This window comes from Corynebacterium bouchesdurhonense, assembly GCF_900078305.2.
Classification (GTDB): domain Bacteria; phylum Actinomycetota; class Actinomycetes; order Mycobacteriales; family Mycobacteriaceae; genus Corynebacterium; species Corynebacterium bouchesdurhonense.
Genome location: NZ_LT546028.1, coordinates 782,617 through 802,910 on the forward strand (window position 1 = coordinate 782,617; position 20,294 = coordinate 802,910).

Here is a 20,294-nt window from a genome sequence, read left to right on the forward strand (position 1 = left end):
AGTACGCGTGAAGGTTCTCATCACCGGCGGCGCCGGCTACATCGGGTCCACCATCGCGTCCTGCTGCGCGGACAACGGGATCACGCCCGTGATCCTGGACAACTACTCCACGGGCCTGCGCGTGTTCGCGCGCCGCTTCGACCACTACGAGGGCGACATCGCGGACGCGGCGCTGATCGACCGGATCGCGGCCGAGCACCCGGACATCGACGCGGTAGTGCACTGCGCCGCCATGATCGTGGTGCCGGAGAGCGTGTCCAACCCGCTGGCGTACTACGACAACAACGTGGCCAAGTCCGTCTCACTGCTGCGCTCGCTTACGCGCAACGGCATCCGCCGCGTCATCCTTTCCTCCACCGCGTCCATGTACGAGCCGGGCGAGGACTTCATGGTGGACGAGTCCAGCGCGGTGCGCCCGCTGAGCCCGTACGCTGCGTCCAAGCACATGGTGGAGCGCGTGCTTGCAGACTCCGCTGCCGCCGGCGAGCTGCAGGCGCTCTCCCTCCGCTACTTCAACCCCATCGGCGCTGATCCCGAGCTGCGCACCGGGCTGCAGAACCCGCACCCCACCCACGCGATGGGCAAGATGATCGAGGCGCACAACGCGGGCGCCCCGTTTACCGTCACCGGGGTGCAGTGGCCCACCCGCGACGGCTCGGGCCTGCGCGACTACGTCCACGTGTGGGACCTCGCCCGGGCGCATGTCGCGGCGCTTGCGCTGTTTGGCGCCCCCTTCGAGCCCACCCACACCACCATCAACCTCGGCACCGGGCAGGGCACCACCGTTTTCGAGCTCGCCGAGGCCTTCGGCGAGGCCACGGGCACCCCGCTCGAGGTGCGCACCGCCCCGCCGCGTGACGGGGACGTGGTGGGCAGCGCGGCGCGTATCGAGAAGGCGCGGCGCGTGCTTGGTTGGGAGCCGGAGCGCTCCGTGGCCGACGGGGTGCGCGACGCCCTGGCCTGGGCGGAGAAGCTGCCCGCCGTGCTGGAGGAAGAAGCCGAGCTGAAGGCGAAGGCACACTCGAAGGCACACTCAGAGGGCCAGCAGTGACCGGCCCCCGCAACCAGCCGCGCCGCAAGGAGGGCAAGCCGGCGAGCGATGACCCGGTGCTCATCGAGCTCGGGGAGCAGCTAGCTCAGCGGCGACGCGAGACCGGTCGCGTCCAGCAGGACGTCGCATCGGCCGCGGGGGTGTCCCGCTCCACACTGCACACGATTGAGCACGGCGGCGCCGGGGTGCGGTGGGAGAAGGTGGTGGCGGTGGCGGAGGAGCTGGGGCTGGCGCTGAAGTTGGAGGGGCGGGGCTAGAAAAGGGGGCGTCGACAAGCAGCTAGCCCTCCTCACGGCGGCGGCGGCGCTCCTCCTCCTCGCGGCGCTTGCGCTCCGCTTCCTCCCTGGCGCGGCGCTCCTTGAAGCGGTTCTTCTCAATATTCCACAAAAATTCCTCGTCATCGTCCGGGCCTTTGATCTCCGGGCGGGCCGGTGGCTGCTGCTTCAGCGTGCCGTAGCGCTGCGCCGAGCCGGGGCCGAACGCCTTCCACATGAGGTAGGCGGCGGCGACAACCAGAACGAGGAGTAGAAGCCTTCCCATGACTACCAACATTACTTGGTGGCCATCTAGGGTAAACAAGCGTGACGCAGCCAAGCCCCAGCACCCAGCCCACCGCCGCCGACCCCCGCGCCCGCTCCCGCGCGACCAAGGCGATCGCGGTCTACGGCCTGCTCCGCCTCCTGCTTTTTGTGATGCTCACCGTGGTCATCCAGGGGCTTGCATTGCTTATCGACGCCCCCGTGCCCCTCGTCATGTCCGCCCTCCTCGCCCTCATTGTGGCCTTCCCGCTGTCCATGGTGATCTTCACCAAACAGCGGCTGGCCGCCAACGCGGCGTTGGCGCACTGGCGCGAGCAACGCACCGCCCGCAAGAACTGGATCGCCGACGAGCTCGCCGAGCGCTAGCTGGCGCTAGCCGGCGTGGTCAACCGGCGCTAGCCGAAGAGCCACGCGATCACCAGCATCGCTGGCAGGGACAGGAACGTAGTAATGAAGATCGTGTCCCGCGCCACCGTCTGCCCGACCCGGTACGTGGCCGCGTAGTTGTACACGTTCTGCGCCGTGGGCAGGGCCGCGAGGATGACGGCGGCGTACAGCAGCTCCGCGCTCAAGCCCATCGCCGTCCCGGCGGCCCAGGCGATCGCCGGCATGCCCGCCAATTTCAGCGCGGAGGCGACCAGGGTGGGCACGGGGTCCTGCTGGAGCACGCGGTCGCCCTTCAGCGAGGCTCCGAAGCTCATCAGGATCAGCGGGATGGACGCGCCGCCCAGGATCTTCAGCGGGGCCATGACCGGTTCGGGCACCGTCCAATGTGCGGCGGAGACGACGAACCCCGCGACGGCCGCAAGAACCACCGGCGCGGTCACCCCCGAGACGACCGCCTTTAGCGTCGCCCCCTTGGTCTCGCCGCCGAAGTTCAGGCCCGTGATGATGATCGGGGTGAGTACCGCCATCTGCAGCACCAGGGCGGGCACCACGTAGACGGGATCGCCGATCACGTACGTGGCAATCGGCAGCCCGATGTTGACGGAGTTGTAGTAGCTGGCCGCGGCCGCCCCAGACATGGTCTCGGGCACGCCACGGCGGAAAAACAGCGCGCTGAGCAGCGCATACGCCGCCATGGTGGCCAGTGACGACACCGCGATCACCAGCACCACCGGGGAGAGGAACGCCGAGGTATCCGACACTGCGACCGAGCTGAAGATCAGCGACGGGGTGGCCGCCCAGAACGCGATCTGGTTCAACATCAGGCGGTTCTGCGCCTGGATCACCTTGAACTGCGCCAGCAGGTAGCCAGCCCCGATCACCACGAAGATGATGGCAAAGCCAGTGAGGATGTCGAGCATTGTTTAAGGCGCCAGGATCCCGGGCCTATCGAGTGGGATGTCCATAGTCCAGCCGAAGTCGCTCTCACCGATGTACGGCACCGTTTGGCCCCAGTAGAAAGAGCCCGCGATGGCAAGGGCGATCGCGGTGAGCACCGCCCAGATGAGCATGGTGCGCCCGTTCATGCCCAGCACCGGGATCAGGTCCTTGCCGCTCGCGCCGCCACGCACCTTGAGTATGGACGCCACCGCAAACGGCAGCGCCGCCAGCCCGATCAACGCCGGGGAGTAACTTACGGCCAGCAGCGCCGAGGCAACGAAGGGTGTAAGCGTGAGCACGGTGAACAGCTTTCGTGCCCCGGCGTCTCCCAGGCGCACCGCCAGCGTCTGCTTGCCCGCGGCGGCGTCGGTGTCGATGTCGCGGATGTTGTTGGCCAGGTTCACTGACGCCGAGATCGCGCCGATACCGATCGCGCTCCAGAAACCCTCACGCGAGACGAACCCGGACTGCGTGAACTCCGTCCCCATCACTGCCACCAGGCCGAAGAAGACGAACACCGCCAGCTCCCCTAACCCCGCGTAGCCGTAGGGGCGTGACCCGCCGGTGTAGAACCAGGCCGCGGCGATACACACCGCACCCACCAGAACCAGCCACCACGAGCTCACCGCGAGGATGATGCCCAGCGCCGCCGCTACGCCAAAGGCGATGAACGCCGTCATCTTCACGTTCTCCGGAGCCGCCAGCCCGGAGGCAGTCAGGCGGGTCGGGCCCGTGCGGTTGTCATCCGTGCCCCGAATCCCGTCCGAGTAATCATTGGCGTAGTTCACGCCCACAATCAGCGCCCACGCAACACCGAGCGCAAGCAGCGCCTTACCAACGTGCGCCGAGCCCCAGAACGCCGCCGCGCCCGTACCGGCAATGACGGGCGCAAACGCATTTGGCCAGGTGTGCGGGCGCGCGGCCTGCCACCAGTCGCGGAGCGTCGCGGCGCTGCCAGTGTTGTCTGTGTTGTCTGTGTTGCCTGTGTTGTTGGCGTTGGCTTGGCCGGCGCTGCCGCCCGGTCCGGTATTACCTGCTGGGCTTGCGGGTTGAGTCATGGCCTCTATCATGCCCTCTCCCCGAGGTGTCGGCTCGGGTTTATCGCCATGTGGATTGACTACGCCGTGCGCAAGGGATTACGGCTCCCGGCGCATTTGTGCGGTTGCCGGTCCTGCTCAACGCCGCGCGCCCCTACCGCGCCCACAGAATCGTGCTGGACGCGAACGGCATCGCACCGTATAAGAAGTGGAGGCCAGCACGGTCTTCCCAGCCGTCCCACCTGAACTCCGCCACCGGCGTGGACGGCGTGCGCTACCCGCTAGAGATGGTGCGCTATGGGGGCAGGGCGCGGCACCGAGTTTTTGGACCTCCCCCCGCGCGCCGACGACGTGTGGCTGAACCACTGCGCGCTTCGCGCCGGGTTCCCGGTGCAGCAGGTGTCGGCACGGTCGGCGAACTTTCCGCTGGTCCTGGGCTCGCAGCGCGTGCGCCTGTCGCGCGTGAACCTCTCCGGCGGCAACGACGTGCAGATCGCGGCGACGTACTCCTCCGAAGACGTGGCCAAGCTGCGCGCCGCGGAGTAGCGTTCTGCCGGTGAACGCTACGACCTCTTCGAGGTGGTTGGGTCCGGCGCAGCTGACTTCGCTCGGCTTTCTCGCACTGATTCTGGCGGGAACGGTGCTGCTGGCCACGCCGCTCGCCTCTGCGGACGGTACCGCCACACCGCCCACGGCAGCCTTCTTCACGGCCACGTCGGCAACGACGCTTACGGGTCTTGTTGTTGTCGATACCGGTAGTCACTACAACCTGTTCGGCCAGGTCGTCGTGCTCGTGCTCATCCAAGCTGGCGGCCTCGGCATCATGAGTATTGCGTCCTTGACCGGTATGCTGCTCACGGGGCGGGTGAAGCTGCGCACGCGCTACTCCACCGCGGCTGAAGGTCGGCCGATTTTCGAGGGCGGGGTGAGGCGAACGCTCGTCGCTACGCTGCTGCTCACGGTGTTCTTTGAGGCGACGGTGGCTGTGCTCCTCTTCGCCCGCTTCACCACCGCCTACGGCATGTCTGTGCCGCGCGCGGCGTGGGAGGGGATTTTCCACGCGGTGTCGGCGTTCAACAACGCCGGCTTTGGCCTGCGGCCGGACAGTCTGATCTCCTACAACGCCGACGGCTGGATCCTCATCCCGCTCGCCGGCGCGCTGATGATCGGGGGCTTGGGGTACCCGGTGCTTTCCGAGCTGGTGCGCCGCGTCGGGGAACGCCTGCGTGGCTGGCTGCGAGGCACGTCGGTGAGCTCGCGGCGGCTGTCCATCACCACCCGTATGACGCTGAAAGGCACCGCGGTTCTCGTGCTCACCGCCACGCTGCTCATCGTAGCGCTGGAGTGGCGCGGGTTCCTCGCTGGCATGCCGCTGGGCGCGAAGTGGCTCAACGCGTTCTTTTCGGGCGTGACCCCGCGCACCGCCGGCTTCAACTCCATCGACTACGCCGACGCCCACCCGATCACGCTGATGGTCACGGATATCTACATGTTCATCGGCGGCGGCTCCGCTGGCACCGCGGGCGGCATCAAGGTCACCACCGCGATCGTGCTGCTTGCGGCTATGGCTGCCGAGTTTCGCGGGCGCGACGACACCACCGTGGGCCACCGCACCGTGCCGAAGAGCGTGGTGCGCCAGGCCATGACGGTCGCCGCGGCTGGGGTGGTGTCAGTCACCGGCGGTGTTGCGGCGCTGCGCCTCTTCGACCCTCAATTCACGGCTGACCAGGTCAGCTTCGAGGTGATATCAGCGTTCGCCACCACCGGGCTGTCCACCGGCATCACCGCCGGTTTGAGCACCCCGTCCCAGCTGGTGCTGTGCCTGCTGATGTACGTCGGGCGCATCGGCCCGTTCACCCTCGTCGCGGCGCTGGCGCTGCGCACCGTCTCCCGCAGGTTCGACTACCCCACAGAAAGGCCCTTCATTGGCTAACTTTCCCCGCCGCTCACGCTCCCAACGGTTCAACATCCCACCCGTGGTGGTGATCGGCCTCGGCCGTTTCGGCGGCGCGATCGCCCAAGAACTCACCCGCTACGGCGTGGAGGTGCTCGGCATCGACGCCGATGAGCGGCTTGTGCGTGAACACGCGCCATTGCTTACCGACGCCACCGTCGCCGACACCACCGACCCCGAAGCACTGCGCCAGCTCGGCATCGAGGAGGTCAAACGCGCGGTGCTCGGCATCGGTTCCGCACTCGAGGCATCAATCCTGACCGCCTCCAACCTGGTGGACCTAGGCGTGCCCGACATTTGGGCCAAGGCCGACTCCGACTCCCACGCCCGCATCTTGGAGCGCCTCGGTGTGCACCATGTGGTGCGTCCGGAGCACGACACCGGCCGCCGCGTCGCTCACCTGCTCGGCGGGCGGTTCCAGGATTTCGCCGAGCTCGCGGAGAACTACGGCGTGATCAAAATGGTCCCGCCGCGCGTCCTGCTTTCGAGGCCCTGCGACCCGGAGAAGTTGTGGGATGAGCACCGCGTGCAGGTGGTCTCCGTGCGCAACAGCAACAGCGAGTGGCAGCCGTTTGTCCCGGGCCAGGAACTTTCCCCGTCGAACTTGATTGTGATGGCGGGTGCGCCGGACGACTTAGAGCGCTTTTCCCAGCAGTAGGGGATGGTGGCAGTATTTCCACGACCGAACCTCTCAGCCAGTAAAGCGCCTGTCGGCGGTGCGGTCGGACCTGGCGTGTGCGGATAGGGGGGGAGGCCGGAGGGTCGCACCTCTGAGCGCTGGCAAGGCGTGGCTAAACCACTGCGCGTCGCGGAGTAAGGAGATCTGCGCTGGTTAGGCTCAGTCCATTTGCAGCACGGCGCGAAGTTCTGCGAATAGCTCTGGGCGCAGCCGGTGTATGACCGACCTACCCAGGCGGCTCTTTTCCAGGAGACCGGCCTCGGTCAGCTTTTTGAGGTGGTGGGAAACCGTCGGTTGGCTGAGCCCAGAACGTTGCGTCAGTTCGCTCACGCTCATCGGCTCGCAGCCCTCTTCGGCAAGCCAGGAAAGTAGTTGCAGCCGGCCGGGGTCCGCCAAAACTTTGAACAGGGCCGCGTAACGCGTCGCGTCGTCTGCGGAGAGCACGCCGGAGCCCAGCGAGCAGCATTCGGGGCCAGTGTTTACTGTGGTGGCGACGTGGTCTTCCATGCTTTCTCCCTCGTCATATTGACAGTTATAAATATGCGGTTTAGTGTTTGTGCTGGTTGCTGTCAATAGATTAGGATTCCAGATGCACGACCCGGCCTCTCAGCCTGTAGAGCGACTGTCATTTTTGGACCGGTTCCTGCCGGTGTGGATCATGCTCGCGATGGCGGCGGGGCTCGGACTCGGCCGAGCTGTACCGGGGCTTTCGGGCGCACTTGAACGCCTCGAAGTCGGCGGGATCTCTCTTCCCATCGCGCTCGGCCTGCTGGTGATGATGTACCCGCCGCTGGCCAAGGTGCGCTACGACAAGACCCGCGAGATCGCCACCGACAAACGGCTCATGGCCGTGTCCATCGTGCTCAACTGGATTGTCGGGCCTGCGTTCATGTTCGCGCTCGCCTGGATCTTCCTGCCCAACGAGCCCGAGCTGCGCACCGGCTTAATCATCGTCGGTCTGGCACGCTGCATCGCCATGGTGCTGGTGTGGTCCGACCTCGCTTGCGCCGACCGGGAGGCCACCGCAGTGCTGGTGGCCATCAACTCCGTGTTCCAGGTCCTCATGTTTGGGGTGCTGGGTTGGTTCTACCTGCAGATCCTGCCCGGCTGGCTGGGGCTGGAGACCACATCGGTGGAGTTCTCCTTCACCGCCATCGTCACCGCCGTCCTCGTCTTCCTGGGCATCCCCCTGCTTGCCGGGTTACTCTCCCGCATCATCGGCGAGCGCACCAAGGGTCGCGACTGGTACGAGAACACGTTCCTGCCCAAGATTTCGCCGCTGGCGCTGGTGGGCCTCCTGTACACCATCGTGCTGTTGTTCTCGCTGCAGGGCGACCAAATCCTGTCTCGCCCGTGGACCGTGGCCACGGTGGCGCTGCCGCTACTGTGCTACTTCGTGGGCATGTTCGCCGTGGCCCTCGCAACCGCGAAGTTCACCGGCATGAATTACGCCCAGTCTGCGTCGGTGGCATTTACTGCCGCCGGCAACAACTTCGAGCTCGCCATCGCGGTGGCCATCGGCACCTTCGGCGCCGAGTCCGCCCAGGCGTTGGCGGGCACCATCGGCCCGCTCATTGAGATCCCGGTGTTGGTAGGACTTGTCTACGTCATGCGCGCCCTCGGCCCGCGCCTCTTCCCGGCCGATCCAACCCTTCCCAATTAAGGAGCCCCCATGCGACCCAAAGTCCTCTTCCTCTGCGTCCGCAACAGCGGCAAGTCGCAGATGGCCGCGGCACTCGCGGAAAAACACGCCGGCGACCGCCTCGAGATCCACTCCGCCGGCACCGAGCCCGGCACCAAACTCAACCAGGAATCCGTCGAGTCAATCGCGGAAGTCGGCGCCGACATGTCCCACGGCCACCCCAAACCCATCGACCCGGAGATCCTCCGCACCGCCGACCGCGTGGTGCTGCTCGGTTCCGAGGTCCAGCTTGAAGCCCCCAACACAGAGCGATGGCTTATCGACGAACCTTCGGCCCGCGGCATCACCGGCCCCGAACGGATGCGCCTGGTGCGCGACGACATCGACGCCCGCGTGAAAACGCTCGTGGTCGAGCTCCTGGATGAGGCCTAGAACACCGGCGAAAGCGGCCTTCGCTGCTTGTGCCGCAATCGGGACGCCTGCATGCGCGCCGGCGAGGTGTCGCGGTAGTGGGTGGTGGAGGGGGAGGTCGCGTACTTCGGATTTGTGGACGGTTTGCGGGAGCGTAGCTTCTCTAGCCTCACGCTTTCGCATTGTTGCACGAATTACACGGTTGTGCTTTGTACGCGCCCACGCGCGATACCATCCGACCTGCGATATCTTCACACGTGTGAGGTTCCCCAAGGGCAAGTCCATCGACACGCGCGATCTCGACTCACTCGCCCCCGCGTTCAAGCGTGGCGAGTCCCGCTGCGGCGTCTATCGCTTGCGCTTCGCCAACGGTGAGGCGTATTGCGGCCAGGCGACAAACGTCATCCGTCGCTACGGCGCGCACCGTCGCCACTACCCAGACATCGTGGGTGTGGACTTCTTCCCGTTCTCTAAGGCCCGCCTCAACGAGGCCGAGCAGATTTTGATCACCGAGACTGAGCAGCTCATGCCGTTGCGCAACGTCATGCTCGCTGGCCGTCCCCGGGGCGACGAGACCATCGAGATCGTTACCGCAGCCGGCTCAACCGTCGCGCTTCCCTGGGAGCCGGAACGTGCCAAGGGGCCAGCGAAGTCGCTCGCGGACGAGGGGGAAGAAAAATTCGCCAACCTGCTTACCCACCCGATGTTTCCCACACTGCGCTCGATTCTGGGGTGGTACATCGCGCTGACCATCCCAGACCCCGCAGCCACAGCGGGCCAGCTCTGGACGGCAACCTGCCTGCCCTCCACCAACAAATCTGACAATCACCACAGGCTGATCACGATCTCGTGCGGGAATTTGGAAACCCTCTACATCACCGCCGATCGCCGGATGCATGATGGATCCTTCTACTACACCGTTCGGATCAACACTTCGAGCCTTGACAATTACGAGCAGTTCCGGGATCCGGAAAGTGGGATGCACCGAGCTCGCTGGGGCGCATCCGCCGGCAGATATTCCAACGAGCACGTCGGCGGATTCTGGTTCGACCCAGAAGACTTGGACCAAATCACTACCGGGGAGATTGATTTCCCTCAGCTCGACGCATTCGTCGACGCCTCCTACGAACTCAACGTCCGCCTCATGCGGCGCGGCTCAACGATGTACTCGCGCTTTCATAACCAGAAGCTCGCGGACACCCTCATTGCCGAGGCGGTCATTTGGGAGTCGGTCCTCGCGGAGTCCTAGGAGCCTCCCACTTATCGACGACCTCCGGTCGTCATCTCTGCACGTCACAGTCGTGTCGGGCCCACTTGCTACGTTCTTTGTCATGCCCGTTGTGATCAGCCGGATAAGCCGAAGGCCCGGAAAGCGATGTCCGAGATCGCGATCCGGGCCTTGGGCGGGCTTCTGGCCAATTTGCTCGCGGACATCGTCCGTGAGCTAACAGGCTGGCCAGATAGCTAGTCTCACCAAACCTTCGTGCTGGTGATCAAAGCGGCGCGGGGCCTAGCCGTGTGGGCCGACATGGTTAGCGCTCACGTCGCGTCCAAGTGTAACCGCTGCGCCGACACGCACAATCCCCAAGCGACGACGCGTTCGAAAATGCCAGGAGATTCAGCGTGACGCCTTCTATGCTCGAAGTCGCTTCCATACGATTCATAGTAGGCAGGGTCTCACATCCTAGATCGGCCCGGGCGGCCGCCGCGCGCTGCGCCCAGATCTCGTACGGGATGTCCAGCGAGCCGGTGAAGGCGACGCGGTCACCGGGGGAGAGGGTGAATTGGGTGGGGGAGGTTGGGGCCTGTGGTTCGTCGATAAGCGAGCGGATGCGCGTGGCGTCCACTTCCAACGTGGCGGCGATGTCGATGAGTCGTTGGCGCTCCTTGCCGGTGATCACGCCGTCAGCCCATGCCTCGATGACCAGCTGGCGGGTGAATTTCTCGTTGATCGCTCGTGGGACAGGCGACAGTCAGGTGTTCGGAGGCGGGAACCGGAGAGGCATTGTCGGCGTCTAATAGACGAGACCAATGTGGTCGTCTACACCTGGTAGACGAAAGTGTTCGAGGGGGGATTGATTATTGAAGCGTTCTGCGGTAATCAAGAGATTGAGGGTGGAAGCCCGAAAGCGTGGTTTGGAGTTCGAAGAGATCCCGCTTCGCAAGCACGATGCCTACCGGGTTGGAAATGTCAGTCGAACTCTCGGACGGCACAGGGAGATCGATGACCTCACCGCACGAAAGTTCTTTGATCAGTTCGAGGACGTACTTGGAAAGGGATGGTGGCGATGAAGCGGTACACGGTAACCGCAGAGCGTGGGTCGAGCGGGGCCTGGGTTCTGGAGTGTGAAGAGCTGGGTGTGGTGTCGCAGACGAAGCGGCTCGACCAGGCCGAGGACGAGGTCGCGGAAGCGATCGCATATCAATCCGGTCTGCAGCCGCAAGCGTTCCGGATTGAAGTTGTGCCCGTTCTGGCACCCGATATTGAAGGTCTGAGGGCGCAGGCGGAGGAGCTCCAAACAAAGGCGGATACCGCTGCCATTGACGCCGCTGCTGCTAAACGGGCGCTGGCCCGCACCATGAAACAGCAAGGTTTCACGGTGCGTGAAATGGGACAAGTGTTGGGGGTGTCGTATCAGCGTGCGGCGGCCCTCGCAGCGGGGTGAGGGCTGGTACCCCTGGTCATTGAGAACCCACTCGGCTAGGGCGTGAACGCATCATTCATCCCAATCGGGGATCGGCTCCAGGTGGAGCTCCGCAGGCTCGTGTAACTTGTCAGCCCACCCATCCGGGAAGTCGCTTGTAATCGAGTCGAGCACGTCTTTAGCCGACACGGGAACCTCGGCGGGGCCGTTCTCGCCATCCATCTTTAAAACAGCTCCTTGACCGCCGCGCGGTCCACCTTGCCCGGCCCGAGCCGAGGCAGTGCCGCCACGACCTTGAGTTCTTTCGGGATCTGCCAGTGCGGGATGCGGTCGGCGTCCTCCGCATCTGCGAGCGCGTCCAGGACGTCGGGCACTGACGCGGAGCCGGTGTAGGCGGCGCATATGCGTTGCCCCAGGCGGTCGTCGTCTTTGCCGATGACGGTGGCGGCGGTGACGCCGTCGATACGCAAGAGCTCCGCTTCCAGCACCTCGGGGTGCAGTTTGAGGCCGCCGGAGGAGATGACGTTGTCCGTGCGGCCGAGGACGGTGAGCACGCCGCCCTCCAGCGATCCGGCATCGGAGGTGCGGAACCAACCGTCCTTGAGGTCGGGGGATTCGAGCAGGTGGTAGCCGCGGGCGACCATTGGACCGCCGAGGCACACGCGGCCGCCGTCTACTTTCACCCGCGCGCCGGGGATCGGTCGGCCGTCGTACACGCAGCCGCCGGAGGTTTCGGAGGAGCCGTAGGTGGTGACCGCGTTGATGTGCAGTTTCGCCGCCGATTCGAGCAGGCGCGGGTTGGTGGCCGCGCCGCCGACAAGGACCGCGCTGAAGCTGCGCAGTGCCTCGATGCCCTTGAGCGTGGAGGTGGCCTTGGTCAGCTGCATTGGGGTGAGCGCGGTGTAGGTGCGCTCGCCGGTGCGGGCGAGCTCTTGGGCGCGCTCAGCGAACTCGGCGACGTTGAAGCCGTGGGAGAGGTCGATGAACGCGGGCTCGACGCCAGCGACCATGCTGCGTACCAGCACCTGGATCCCCGCGATGTAGGCGGCGGGCATGGCCAGCAGCCACTGGCCCTCACCGCCGAGCGCCTGGTGGGTGGCGTCCGCGCTGGAGATCAGGTTCGCGGGCGTGAGCATTGCGCCTTTGGGTGTGCCGGTGGAACCGGAGGTGGATACGACCAGGGCGATGTCGTCGTCGATGGGCGCGCCGGGTTTAAGCGTGTTGCGCAACAGGCTCGCGCGCGCCGGGTCGTTGGCGGGGACGGGTAAAAGCGTGCGCTGGCCGGTCAGCGCCTCCTCGAGCGCGGGCATGATAGCCAGGGGGTTAGCCGGGTCGACAGGGGTCAATTCGAGGAGGTGTGACACGGGGGATAAGGGTAGCAACCCGTGAGGTCTCCTCTTATTGGTCGACTCATAAAAGCACTGCATTCGGACGACCGTCATCCAAACCTCCTACCGGAGGAGGAGGTGGAGGCGCGGAGCCGTCGATAAGCTAGTCGCCCGTGCATGTGAAAACAGGCGACGCGGTGCTCGCAGGCGCGGCTGCAGTGCTGGCTGCCGCCTACACCGTGGCGGTATTCGGTGACCCAAGCGTCGCCTCCGGATGGGCGCAGGCGGTGCTGTCGTGGGGGTATGTTGCGGCGTTTGCGGTGCTCACCGCCAAACCGCGTGTCGCCTCGGCTGCGCTGGTGTCGCTCAATATTGCGTGGGCGCTGGTTTGGCTCGTAGCGCCGGTGAACCTGGGTTACTCCTTCTGGGTGTTGTCTGTGCCGGTGGCGGCGTTTGTCGCCGGCAGGCTCACGGACAAGCGTTTCGCCTTGGGTGTTCTGGCAGCGGCGTGTGCGTGGGCGTTCCTCTCCCCGTTTATGTGGACATGGAACGAGCAGCTCGTGCTGTTTTACCGCCGAGGCGCGGACGGCGCGCTCACGTTGGCGCTGCACTGGGCGGGTTGCGCGGTGGCGTACCTTTTGGGGGCAAACCTTGCGGGGGAGGAAGCAGCGCGCCGCAGGGAGGCGGAGGCGAAAGAGCAGCGGCTCGCGGCGGCGCGGGTGAACGAGCGACAGGCCATCGCGCGTGACATCCACGACGTGCTGGGGCACTCCTTAACCCTGATCAAGGTGCAGGCCACCGCGGGTCTCGTCTCTGGCAGGGAGCGCGAAGCACTGCAGCAGATCAATGCGGCCGCGGGCGAGTCGCTCTCGGAAATTCGCCTCCTGGTACGTGGCTTGCGCGAAAGTGATCGAGGGTTCGCGCCGGTGGCGGGGGTCGCAGACCTGCCCGCGTTGGTGCAGCGCTTCCGCGACGCCGGTCTTGAAGTCGCGCTTGACGCCCCGCCTATCGACTTTCCGCCGGTGACTTCCCTCACCATCTACCGCATTGTCGCCGAAGCACTGACCAACGCGGCGCGCCACCAGGTAAACCCCGTGGTGTCCGTGCGCGTCACACCGGGGCCGACGGTAGAGGTAGAGGTGATCTCCACCGGGCAGGAGCGCCCGCAGCCAGGCGCCGGCGTCGGCCTGGAGGGGCTTCGAGAGCGCGCAGCGAGCGCCGGCGGCGCGCTCGAGGCGTGGCAGGCGGGGGAGACGTTCACCGTGCGCGCGGAGCTGGCAGCATGATCCGGATCCTGCTGGCTGACGATCAGTCGTTGCTGCTCAACGCGCTTGCGACCATTCTAGGTGCCGAAGACGACATCACCGTAGCGGCCACTGCGGTCAACGGGGCGGAGGCTGTGGAGAAGGCGCGGGTGCACCGCATCGACGTCGCCGTGTTGGATATCCGCATGCCGGTGCTTGATGGCATCGCGGCCGCCCGCGCGATCATGGAGATGGGCCCGCGGGTGATTATGCTGACCACGTTCGACGACGACGTCCTCATCCACTCAGCCATCGACGCCGGTGTGCACGGATTCCTGCTCAAGGACGCGGAGCCAGACGTCCTTGCTGGGGCGGTGCGCGCTGTTGCCCACGGCGAATCGGTGCTCGCGCCCGCGGTGACCGGGAGGGTCATGCAGTGGGTTCGCGGCGGTGCAGGCGACCCGGACGCGGGCAAGAGGCTCGATGAACTCACCGCCCGCGAGCGCGACGTGCTCGCCGAGATCGGCCGCGGTGCCACAAACGCGGAGATTGCCGCCACGCTCTTCATCGCCGAAACGACTGTCAAAACGCACGTGTCAAGCCTGCTGTCGAAGCTCGGCGTGCGAGACCGGGTGGCGCTGGCGCTGCTCGCCCAGCGGGCTGGCATCTCCTCCTAGAGGAGGAGGCAGATTGGTCCCGCCGGCCGATGTGGCGAGCCCGCCCGCCGCGGACGATAAAGCCATGACTGACACTCAACTCGCTTGCCGCGGCGTGGACGTCTCCTTCGGCGACCACCACGTGCTGCGCGACATCTCACTGACCACCACACCCGGCCGCGTCCATGCGCTGCTGGGCCCCAACGGGGCCGGCAAATCGACGCTGATGTCGGTCCTTCTGGGCCTGCTTGAACCGGACGCGGGCGAGGTGACGCTGATGGGCAAGCCGCTCACCCGCGATGCGCTGCGGCACGTGGGCGCCTCGGTCAACGACCCGGCCGTCTACAGCCACCTAAGCGCCCGCAACAACCTACGCGTGCACACTACGTTGCTCGGATTGCCTGACTCGGAGGCAGACCGGGTGCTTGAGCTTGTTGGCCTGCAGGCGGCCGGCAAGAAAAAGGCAGGGACCTTCTCCACCGGCATGAAAGGCAGGCTTGCGTTGGCGCAGGCGTTGCTGGGTGAGCCAGAGGTGCTCATCCTGGACGAGCCGCAAAACGGCCTCGACCCGGAGGGTATCGCCCACCTGCGCGCTTACCTCAGGGATTACGCCAGCGCGGGGCGCACTGTCTTAGTCAGCTCCCACCAGCTCGGCGAGGTGCTGCATATGGCCGACGACGCCACCGTCATTGCCGGCGGCAGCGTCCGCTTCACCGGCGAACTCGTGGAATTGGGCCCAAACCTGGAGGAGTCTTTCTTCCGCCTCACCGCGGGAGGCGGACGATGAGTCTGCTACGCGCAGAATGGATCCGTGCCAAAGGCTCGATGCTGTGGTGGCTCGCCGGAGCGGGTCTATTCCTCGGCCTGCTGCTGACCGCGTTTTCGCTTGTCGGCGAGGTAAACGCCGCCAGAGACCTGCTGTACCCCCAGGGGTTGCTCGTTACCGGCATGGCTGCGCCGGCGGCGGCGCTGTTCGCGGGTCTTGCTGAAGACCGTGAGCGCGACGCGCGCGCCGGGGGCACGCTCTGGCGGCCGGTTGCTCCCATAGGCACCCGTGCTGCGCGTATCGCGGTAGTGTGGCTGGCCCTGGCAGTCTTTGTCGCCCTCGACTTCGCCGTGCCGTTCGCGGCGGTGCTAGCGCTTGGCCTGGGCAGTGCGGGAACCATCGCGGTCGTTGCTGTGTTCGTGTGGCTTGGCATGCTCGGCCCGGCTGGATTGGCTGCCGCTGCCACCCGGCGCATCGGGTTGCTGCCCACGCTGGTCGCGGCTTTCGGCTTTACCATCGAGCTCGGCTATTTCACCGAACGCAGCTGGTGGTGGGCCAACCCGGGAGCCTGGCCTGCGCGCCTCACCCTGCCCGCGATGGGGTTGCACTTTAACCTCCTGCCGCTGGAAGGCACCTCGCCTATGGCTGACGAGTCGCCTCTGCCCGCGCTCGCGCTCACCCTGGTGTTAGCCGTAGTCGGGTTCGTCGCCGCTGCGCTTACCCCGCGCCGCGCCCGGCCCCTGCTCGCCCACCGGATTATCCACGCGGTGGGCGCTCCCGTCGCCGTGGGGCCGGCCACGCAGCGGCCCGAGCGCACCGGTTTCGTGTCTGCGTTGCAAGGGGTCGCGAGGGCGGGGCGGACGCCGTCGTTAAGCGTGGTGCTCGTGCTCACAGCCCTCGTGCTGGTGTTTGGCGCCCGCTACCCGGCCGATGTGCGCGGGGCGCTGTTCGCCTATGCGATCCTGCCGGTCGGCGCGGGGGTGCTGCCAACGCTCGTGTGGCCGCGCATTCGCCCGGCGTGGGCGCTCATGCAGATTGAACACTCGCAGGTGAGAACCGCGCTTGCGGCGTGGTTTATCTGCATCGTTGTGCTGGTGTGCATGTTCGCCGGTGTGCTTGTAGGCGATGCCCGTTTCGCCTTTATCTCGTTGCTTGCGGGCGCTGTTCTCACGCTCGCCTCGCTGGCAGTGACCGTGCGCTTCGGCGTGATGTGGGCGCTGGCCGCGACCGTTGTAGTCACTATCGTCTCCGCCACGATCGGCGGCGACGTGCTGGCGGAGTCCGCGCTGTGGATCGTTGCCGTGCCGGCCTGGCCGGTCACCGCTACCGGCGCGCGGGTTTGGGTCGCTTGCGGACTTGGGGTAGTCCTGCTCGCCCTGGTTTCAGCCGCGCTACTCCGGGCACTGAAGGGGATGCGCCCTGCCCGCCGCGTCTAGTAGTAGTAGGGGAACTGCTCCCAGTTCGGCGCGCGCTTCTCCAGGAAGGAGTCGCGGCCCTCCACGGCCTCGTCGGTCATGTACGCCAGGCGGGTCGCCTCGCCGGCGAAGACCTGCTGGCCCATCAGGCCGTCGTCGGTGAGGTTGAAGGCGAACTTGAGCATGCGCTGCGCGGTGGGGGACTTGCCGTTGATCTCGCGCGCCGCCTCGATCGCGGTCTGCTCCAGTTCCCCGTGGTCCGCCACGATGTTCACCGCGCCCATGCGCTGCATTTCCTCGGCGGTGTAGGTGCGGCCGAGGAAGAAGATTTCGCGCGCGAACTTCTGGCCCACCATCTTGGCCAGGTACGCGGAGCCGTAGCCTGCGTCGAAGGAGCCCACGTCCGCGTCGGTCTGCTTGAAGCGAGCCTCTTGGCGCGACGCGATGGTCAGGTCGCACACAACGTGCAGCGAGTGCCCGCCGCCGGCCGCCCACCCGTTGACCACCGCGATGACCACCTTGGGCATCGTGCGGATGAGCCGCTGCACCTCGAGGATGTGCAGGCGCCCGCCCTCCGCCTTGGTGCGCGCGGCATCGACTTCGTTGTCGTCGCCGCTGTACTGGTACCCCGATCGGCCCCGAATCCGCTGGTCCCCGCCCGAGCAAAACGCCCAGCCGCCGTCCTTCGGGCTCGGTCCGTTGCCAGTTAGGAGCACTGTGCCTATCGACGCATCCCTTCTCGCGTCATCCAGCGCCCTATACAGCTCGTCCACGGTGTGCGGACGGAAGGCGTTGCGCACCTCGGGGCGGTCGAAGGCGATGCGCACGATCCCGTCCTTGCGCTCGGTGCCGACGTGGCGGTGGTACGTGATGTCCGTGAAGTCGAATCCTTCCACCTCGCGCCACTGGGACGGGTCGAAGGGCTGCTCGGTGGAGTACTGCGGGCGCGGGTGGCCGTGCTGGTGGCCGTGCTGCTGGCCGCGTTGGTGACCGTGCTGCTGGCCGTGCTGGTGCGGTTGCTCGGGGGTGTCGCTCATGAAGCCGATCGTACGTGGCGCCCCGCGCCGCCCGGCGCTTCCTGTGAACGAAGGAGGGGGGTGCGTTTCGCGCCGGCGATCCAGGCAGATACCTGCAATCCGGCACATAGATTCCGGATTGCAACATTGTGCCGGGTTCCGCAAAAAGCAACACACCCTCCTCCGCCGCTCACAGGAAACATCCAGGCTTGCTCAGCGCAGCGCCACCAGCAGCGCTCAGCGCAGCGCCACCAGCAGCGCCGCGCCCAGCCCCATCGCCGTCACGGCACCCGTGAGCACCAGCACCCGGGCCGCGTTCGGCGAGACGGATTCCTCGCGCAGCCCCTCCACGGTGCGGGCGTAATCCGAACGCGAGGACGCCACCACGTACACCGCCGCGAGCAGCAGCACGGCCATCAGCGCGAACACCCCGCGGCCGTACACGCCGGCCCACCGCATCGTGATGGACGCGGCGACCAGCATCGAGATCGTAGTGCGCGTCCAGGACATGGTGGTGCGCTCCGGTTGCAGGCCGGCGTCGCCGTGCGGCTCGGGGAGCGGCTCGGGGCGGATCAGGTCGGGGGTGTGCACGCGGCCCGCCTTACACGGAGATCATCACGGCGGTCACGGCCAGCGCCGCGAAGACGATCAGGGAAAGCACCGGGATGATTGCCGGCACGGGTAGCGGCTTGCCGTCGCGAAGCGCCCGCTCAACGTGCACCCACCGCACCGCCGCCCCCCCGGCGATGAACAGCCCCGCGGTGATCACCAGCAGCGCTACGGCCTTTTGGTAGGAGGGGTGGATGCCGTCGATGTCGAAGGCCCCGAGCGCGATCCCGCCCGCCAAAAATGCGAGCGCCGTGCGGGTCCATGCGAGGTACGTGCGCTCGTTGGCGAGCGTGAACCGCGGATCCGGCTCCTTGCCGCCGGGAAACAGCCGCCGGGCCAGCCGGGAGCGCTCGTCGCCTCCGTTCGTGCTCATACTCCGCCACGCTACGCTGGCCGCCATGACCCCGCCCGCCCCACGCCCGCTCCCCACCGCCGAGGAGATCCTCGAGCGCGCGCACGTGGTGGCGTTGCCCATGGCGGTGCGCTTCCGTGGCATCACCACGCGCGAGGCGCTGCTTATCGACGGCCCCCGCGGCTGGGGCGAGTTCTCCCCTTTCCTCGAGTACGGAGCGGCCGAGTCCGCGGCGTGGCTGCGCGCCGGCCTGGAGGCCGCCTTCGAGGGCCTGCCCGAGGCCGAGGGTGCCGTGGAGGTCAACGGCACCGTCCCCGCCGTTGCGCCCGGCGAGGTGGAGGAGATCCTCGAGCGCTACCCGGGTGTGAGCACGTTCAAGGTCAAGGTGGCCGAGCGGGGGCAGTCGCTTGCGCAGGACACCGCCCGCGTCAACCGCGTCCGGGCCCTGCGCCCCGGCGCGCGCATCCGCGTCGACGCGAACCGCGGGTGGAGCGTGGAGGAGGCCGTCGAGGCGGAGCGTGCCCTGACCGAAACGGGGGAGCTGGAGTACATCGAGCAGCCGTGCCGCACGGTGGAGGAGCTCGCCGAGGTGCGCTCCCGCGTGCGCACTCCGATCGCCGCGGACGAGTCCATCCGCCGCGCCTCGGATCCGCTGCGGGTGGTTGAGGTGGGGGCGGCTGATGTGGGCGTCGTCAAGCAAGCTCCACTTGGCGGGGTACGCAACACGCTGCGCATCGGGCGCGAGCTGGGACTCGAGCTGACGGTGGCGAGCGCGCTGGACACCGCGGTGGGCATCAACGCGGGCTTGGTGGCGGCGAAGCTCGCCTCCTCGCGCGCGGCGGGGCTGGCCACCCAGCGGCTGTTTGCGGAGGACGTGGCCGAGGAGCGGAAGCTTATCGACGGCACCTTCACCACCGCCCCCTCCATCCCCGACCCGGACCGGCTGCGCGGCCTCGTGGCGCCGCCCGAGCGCCGCGACTGGTGGTTCGCGCGCGTGCGCGAGTGCCTGCCGTACCTGGAGCGCGGTCTATCCTTTGGCCATGGATAACCAGACGCGGCAGTTCGGTGGAGCGGGCGAGGAGCCCCGCCCGCGGCCGAAGCAGTACATCCCGGAGACGAGCTATGGGCAGCCGGAGTACCAAGAGCCGTACTACGAACCCGCGCCCCAGTACGCACCCCAGTACGCGCCCCAGTACGCCGAGCAATACTCCCAGCCCGCACCGGAAAAGCGCGACAACGTGCCCGCGATCGTCGTCGGCGTGCTCTTCGCTATCGCGGCGGTGGCGGCCACCGTTTTGTTCTTCCTCTGGCGCGGCGCGACGGCCGAGGCGGACAAGCCTCCGGTTACGGTCACGCAGACCCAGACGGTGACCACCACGGAAACCACCACGAAGCGGCCCTCGTTGTTCGGCCGCGACGGGGAGAGCGCCACGAGCGTGACCGCGCCGCAGGAGCCGGCTCCCCAGAACCCGGCCGTGCCGGGCGAGCCGGCCGCGCCGGGGCTACCCGCGATCGAGGTGCCGCCGGAGCTGCGGGACATCTTCGACGAGCTGCGCGACGGCGCGGAGTCCGTAATCCAGGGCCAGTAGGGCTGGGTGGCACGCGGCGAGGGAAGTAGGGTGAT

General features: G+C 66.8%; 26 protein-coding genes. 16 read left to right on the forward strand and 10 right to left on the reverse strand.

All coding sequences use genetic code 11. The features are described 5' to 3' along the window. Positions 1 to 7 precede the first annotated feature (7 nt). Both galE and BN4252_RS08380 read left to right on the forward strand, forming a co-directional pair. Positions 8 to 1,051 (forward strand): UDP-glucose 4-epimerase GalE, encoded by a 1,044-nt coding sequence (gene galE / locus BN4252_RS08375; protein WP_066528991.1) that lies wholly within the window; start codon positions 8 to 10, stop codon positions 1,049 to 1,051. Further along, on the forward strand, positions 1,048 to 1,308 hold the full coding sequence (locus BN4252_RS08380; protein ID WP_066528996.1) for a helix-turn-helix domain-containing protein: 261 nt from the start codon (positions 1,048 to 1,050) through the stop codon (positions 1,306 to 1,308). The genes galE and BN4252_RS08380 overlap by 4 nt, the downstream gene beginning before the upstream one ends. 22 nt (positions 1,309 to 1,330) lie before the next feature. Here BN4252_RS08380 and BN4252_RS08385 read toward each other — a convergent pair whose 3' ends face one another. Next, a complete protein-coding gene (locus tag BN4252_RS08385; RefSeq protein WP_066528999.1) occupies positions 1,331 to 1,591 on the reverse strand; it encodes a hypothetical protein in 261 nt (86 codons plus the stop codon). Positions 1,592 to 1,632: 41 nt separating this feature from the next. On the opposite strand from BN4252_RS08385, the gene BN4252_RS08390 reads away from it, so the two are divergent. Further along, entirely contained in the window at positions 1,633 to 1,956 is a 324-nt protein-coding gene (locus BN4252_RS08390; RefSeq protein WP_066529005.1) for a DUF4229 domain-containing protein, read from the forward strand. A gap of 29 nt (positions 1,957 to 1,985) precedes the next feature. Here the strand turns inward: BN4252_RS08390 and BN4252_RS08395 are convergent, their stop codons facing one another. Together BN4252_RS08395 and BN4252_RS08400 are read right to left on the reverse strand one after the other, a co-directional pair. Continuing rightward, positions 1,986 to 2,897 (reverse strand): AEC family transporter, encoded by a 912-nt coding sequence (locus BN4252_RS08395; protein ID WP_066529008.1) that lies wholly within the window; start codon positions 2,895 to 2,897, stop codon positions 1,986 to 1,988. Between the two features lie 3 nt (positions 2,898 to 2,900). After that, positions 2,901 to 3,974, reverse strand: coding sequence for a 1,4-dihydroxy-2-naphthoate polyprenyltransferase (locus BN4252_RS08400; RefSeq protein WP_078056846.1), 1,074 nt, complete (start codon positions 3,972 to 3,974; stop codon positions 2,901 to 2,903). A 276-nt stretch (positions 3,975 to 4,250) separates the two neighbouring features. On the opposite strand from BN4252_RS08400, the gene BN4252_RS08405 reads away from it, so the two are divergent. Genes BN4252_RS08405 through BN4252_RS08415 form a run of 3 tightly spaced genes read left to right on the forward strand, consistent with a single transcriptional unit; the run spans position 4,251 to position 6,565 of the window. Further along, positions 4,251 to 4,499, forward strand: coding sequence for a hypothetical protein (locus tag BN4252_RS08405; RefSeq protein ID WP_066529009.1), 249 nt, complete (start codon positions 4,251 to 4,253; stop codon positions 4,497 to 4,499). 10 nt (positions 4,500 to 4,509) lie between these two features. Beyond that, positions 4,510 to 5,886: a TrkH family potassium uptake protein gene (locus BN4252_RS08410; RefSeq protein ID WP_066529014.1), complete on the forward strand. Its 1,377-nt coding sequence runs from the start codon at positions 4,510 to 4,512 to the stop codon at positions 5,884 to 5,886. After that, positions 5,879 to 6,565 carry a potassium channel family protein gene (locus tag BN4252_RS08415; RefSeq protein ID WP_066529019.1) on the forward strand — a complete coding sequence of 229 codons (687 nt, stop codon included), beginning with the start codon at positions 5,879 to 5,881 and terminating at the stop codon, positions 6,563 to 6,565. The genes BN4252_RS08410 and BN4252_RS08415 overlap by 8 nt, the downstream gene beginning before the upstream one ends. A 180-nt stretch (positions 6,566 to 6,745) precedes the next feature. Here the strand turns inward: BN4252_RS08415 and BN4252_RS08420 are convergent, their stop codons facing one another. Beyond that, on the reverse strand, positions 6,746 to 7,093 hold the full coding sequence (locus BN4252_RS08420) for an ArsR/SmtB family transcription factor (RefSeq protein WP_066529022.1): 348 nt from the start codon (positions 7,091 to 7,093) through the stop codon (positions 6,746 to 6,748). Between the two features lie 82 nt (positions 7,094 to 7,175). Here BN4252_RS08420 and arsB point away from each other — a divergent pair, with 82 nt between their 5' ends. The 3 genes from arsB (at position 7,176) to BN4252_RS08435 (ending at position 9,888) form a co-directional block, all read left to right on the forward strand. Continuing rightward, positions 7,176 to 8,249, forward strand: a complete 1,074-nt coding sequence (gene arsB, locus BN4252_RS08425) for an ACR3 family arsenite efflux transporter (protein WP_066529025.1) — start codon at positions 7,176 to 7,178, stop codon at positions 8,247 to 8,249. 9 nt (positions 8,250 to 8,258) lie between these two features. After that, positions 8,259 to 8,660, forward strand: a complete 402-nt coding sequence (locus BN4252_RS08430) for an arsenate reductase/protein-tyrosine-phosphatase family protein (RefSeq protein WP_066529028.1) — start codon at positions 8,259 to 8,261, stop codon at positions 8,658 to 8,660. 238 nt (positions 8,661 to 8,898) lie between these two features. Further along, a complete protein-coding gene (locus BN4252_RS08435; RefSeq protein ID WP_230208614.1) occupies positions 8,899 to 9,888 on the forward strand; it encodes a GIY-YIG nuclease family protein in 990 nt (329 codons plus the stop codon). Positions 9,889 to 10,171: 283 nt separating this feature from the next. On the opposite strand, the gene BN4252_RS08440 is transcribed toward BN4252_RS08435, so the two are convergent. Continuing rightward, a complete protein-coding gene (locus tag BN4252_RS08440; protein ID WP_066529031.1) occupies positions 10,172 to 10,540 on the reverse strand; it encodes a hypothetical protein in 369 nt (122 codons plus the stop codon). A gap of 387 nt (positions 10,541 to 10,927) precedes the next feature. Here BN4252_RS08440 and BN4252_RS08450 point away from each other — a divergent pair, with 387 nt between their 5' ends. Further along, positions 10,928 to 11,305 carry a hypothetical protein gene (locus BN4252_RS08450; protein WP_066529391.1) on the forward strand — a complete coding sequence of 126 codons (378 nt, stop codon included), beginning with the start codon at positions 10,928 to 10,930 and terminating at the stop codon, positions 11,303 to 11,305. A gap of 51 nt (positions 11,306 to 11,356) precedes the next feature. Here BN4252_RS08450 and BN4252_RS11205 read toward each other — a convergent pair whose 3' ends face one another. After that, positions 11,357 to 11,506, reverse strand: a complete 150-nt coding sequence (locus tag BN4252_RS11205) for a hypothetical protein (RefSeq protein WP_154670159.1) — start codon at positions 11,504 to 11,506, stop codon at positions 11,357 to 11,359. Positions 11,507 to 11,508: 2 nt separating this feature from the next. Next, positions 11,509 to 12,648, reverse strand: coding sequence for an o-succinylbenzoate--CoA ligase (gene menE / locus BN4252_RS08455; protein WP_187370938.1), 1,140 nt, complete (start codon positions 12,646 to 12,648; stop codon positions 11,509 to 11,511). A gap of 137 nt (positions 12,649 to 12,785) precedes the next feature. Between menE and BN4252_RS08460 the strand changes: the two genes are divergently transcribed. From BN4252_RS08460 to BN4252_RS08475, 4 genes are all read left to right on the forward strand, one after another. Then, positions 12,786 to 13,898, forward strand: coding sequence for a sensor histidine kinase (locus BN4252_RS08460; protein ID WP_143341192.1), 1,113 nt, complete (start codon positions 12,786 to 12,788; stop codon positions 13,896 to 13,898). After that, entirely contained in the window at positions 13,895 to 14,533 is a 639-nt protein-coding gene (locus BN4252_RS08465; RefSeq protein WP_066529036.1) for a response regulator, read from the forward strand. Before BN4252_RS08460 ends, BN4252_RS08465 begins: the two co-directional genes overlap by 4 nt. 64 nt (positions 14,534 to 14,597) lie before the next feature. Next, the gene (locus tag BN4252_RS08470) at positions 14,598 to 15,299 is read left to right on the forward strand and encodes an ATP-binding cassette domain-containing protein (protein WP_066529038.1); all 702 of its coding nucleotides are present in this window, start codon (positions 14,598 to 14,600) and stop codon (positions 15,297 to 15,299) included. Beyond that, positions 15,296 to 16,714 carry an ABC-2 family transporter permease gene (locus BN4252_RS08475; RefSeq protein WP_096877791.1) on the forward strand — a complete coding sequence of 473 codons (1,419 nt, stop codon included), beginning with the start codon at positions 15,296 to 15,298 and terminating at the stop codon, positions 16,712 to 16,714. Before BN4252_RS08470 ends, BN4252_RS08475 begins: the two co-directional genes overlap by 4 nt. Here the strand turns inward: BN4252_RS08475 and BN4252_RS08480 are convergent. From BN4252_RS08480 to BN4252_RS08490, 3 genes are all read right to left on the reverse strand, one after another. Beyond that, positions 16,711 to 17,730 (reverse strand): 1,4-dihydroxy-2-naphthoyl-CoA synthase, encoded by a 1,020-nt coding sequence (locus BN4252_RS08480; protein WP_230208615.1) that lies wholly within the window; start codon positions 17,728 to 17,730, stop codon positions 16,711 to 16,713. The two genes, BN4252_RS08475 and BN4252_RS08480, sit on opposite strands and share 4 nt — an antisense overlap. A 216-nt stretch (positions 17,731 to 17,946) precedes the next feature. Then, positions 17,947 to 18,300 carry a DUF202 domain-containing protein gene (locus BN4252_RS08485; RefSeq protein WP_066529045.1) on the reverse strand — a complete coding sequence of 118 codons (354 nt, stop codon included), beginning with the start codon at positions 18,298 to 18,300 and terminating at the stop codon, positions 17,947 to 17,949. A gap of 10 nt (positions 18,301 to 18,310) precedes the next feature. Next, on the reverse strand, positions 18,311 to 18,691 hold the full coding sequence (locus BN4252_RS08490; RefSeq protein WP_066529052.1) for a YidH family protein: 381 nt from the start codon (positions 18,689 to 18,691) through the stop codon (positions 18,311 to 18,313). A gap of 25 nt (positions 18,692 to 18,716) precedes the next feature. Between BN4252_RS08490 and BN4252_RS08495 the strand changes: the two genes are divergently transcribed. Together BN4252_RS08495 and BN4252_RS08500 are read left to right on the forward strand one after the other, a co-directional pair. After that, positions 18,717 to 19,718: an o-succinylbenzoate synthase gene (locus tag BN4252_RS08495; RefSeq protein ID WP_066529055.1), complete on the forward strand. Its 1,002-nt coding sequence runs from the start codon at positions 18,717 to 18,719 to the stop codon at positions 19,716 to 19,718. Further along, a complete protein-coding gene (locus tag BN4252_RS08500) occupies positions 19,711 to 20,259 on the forward strand; it encodes a hypothetical protein (RefSeq protein WP_066529060.1) in 549 nt (182 codons plus the stop codon). Before BN4252_RS08495 ends, BN4252_RS08500 begins: the two co-directional genes overlap by 8 nt. The last annotated feature ends 35 nt before the right edge of the window (positions 20,260 to 20,294 follow it).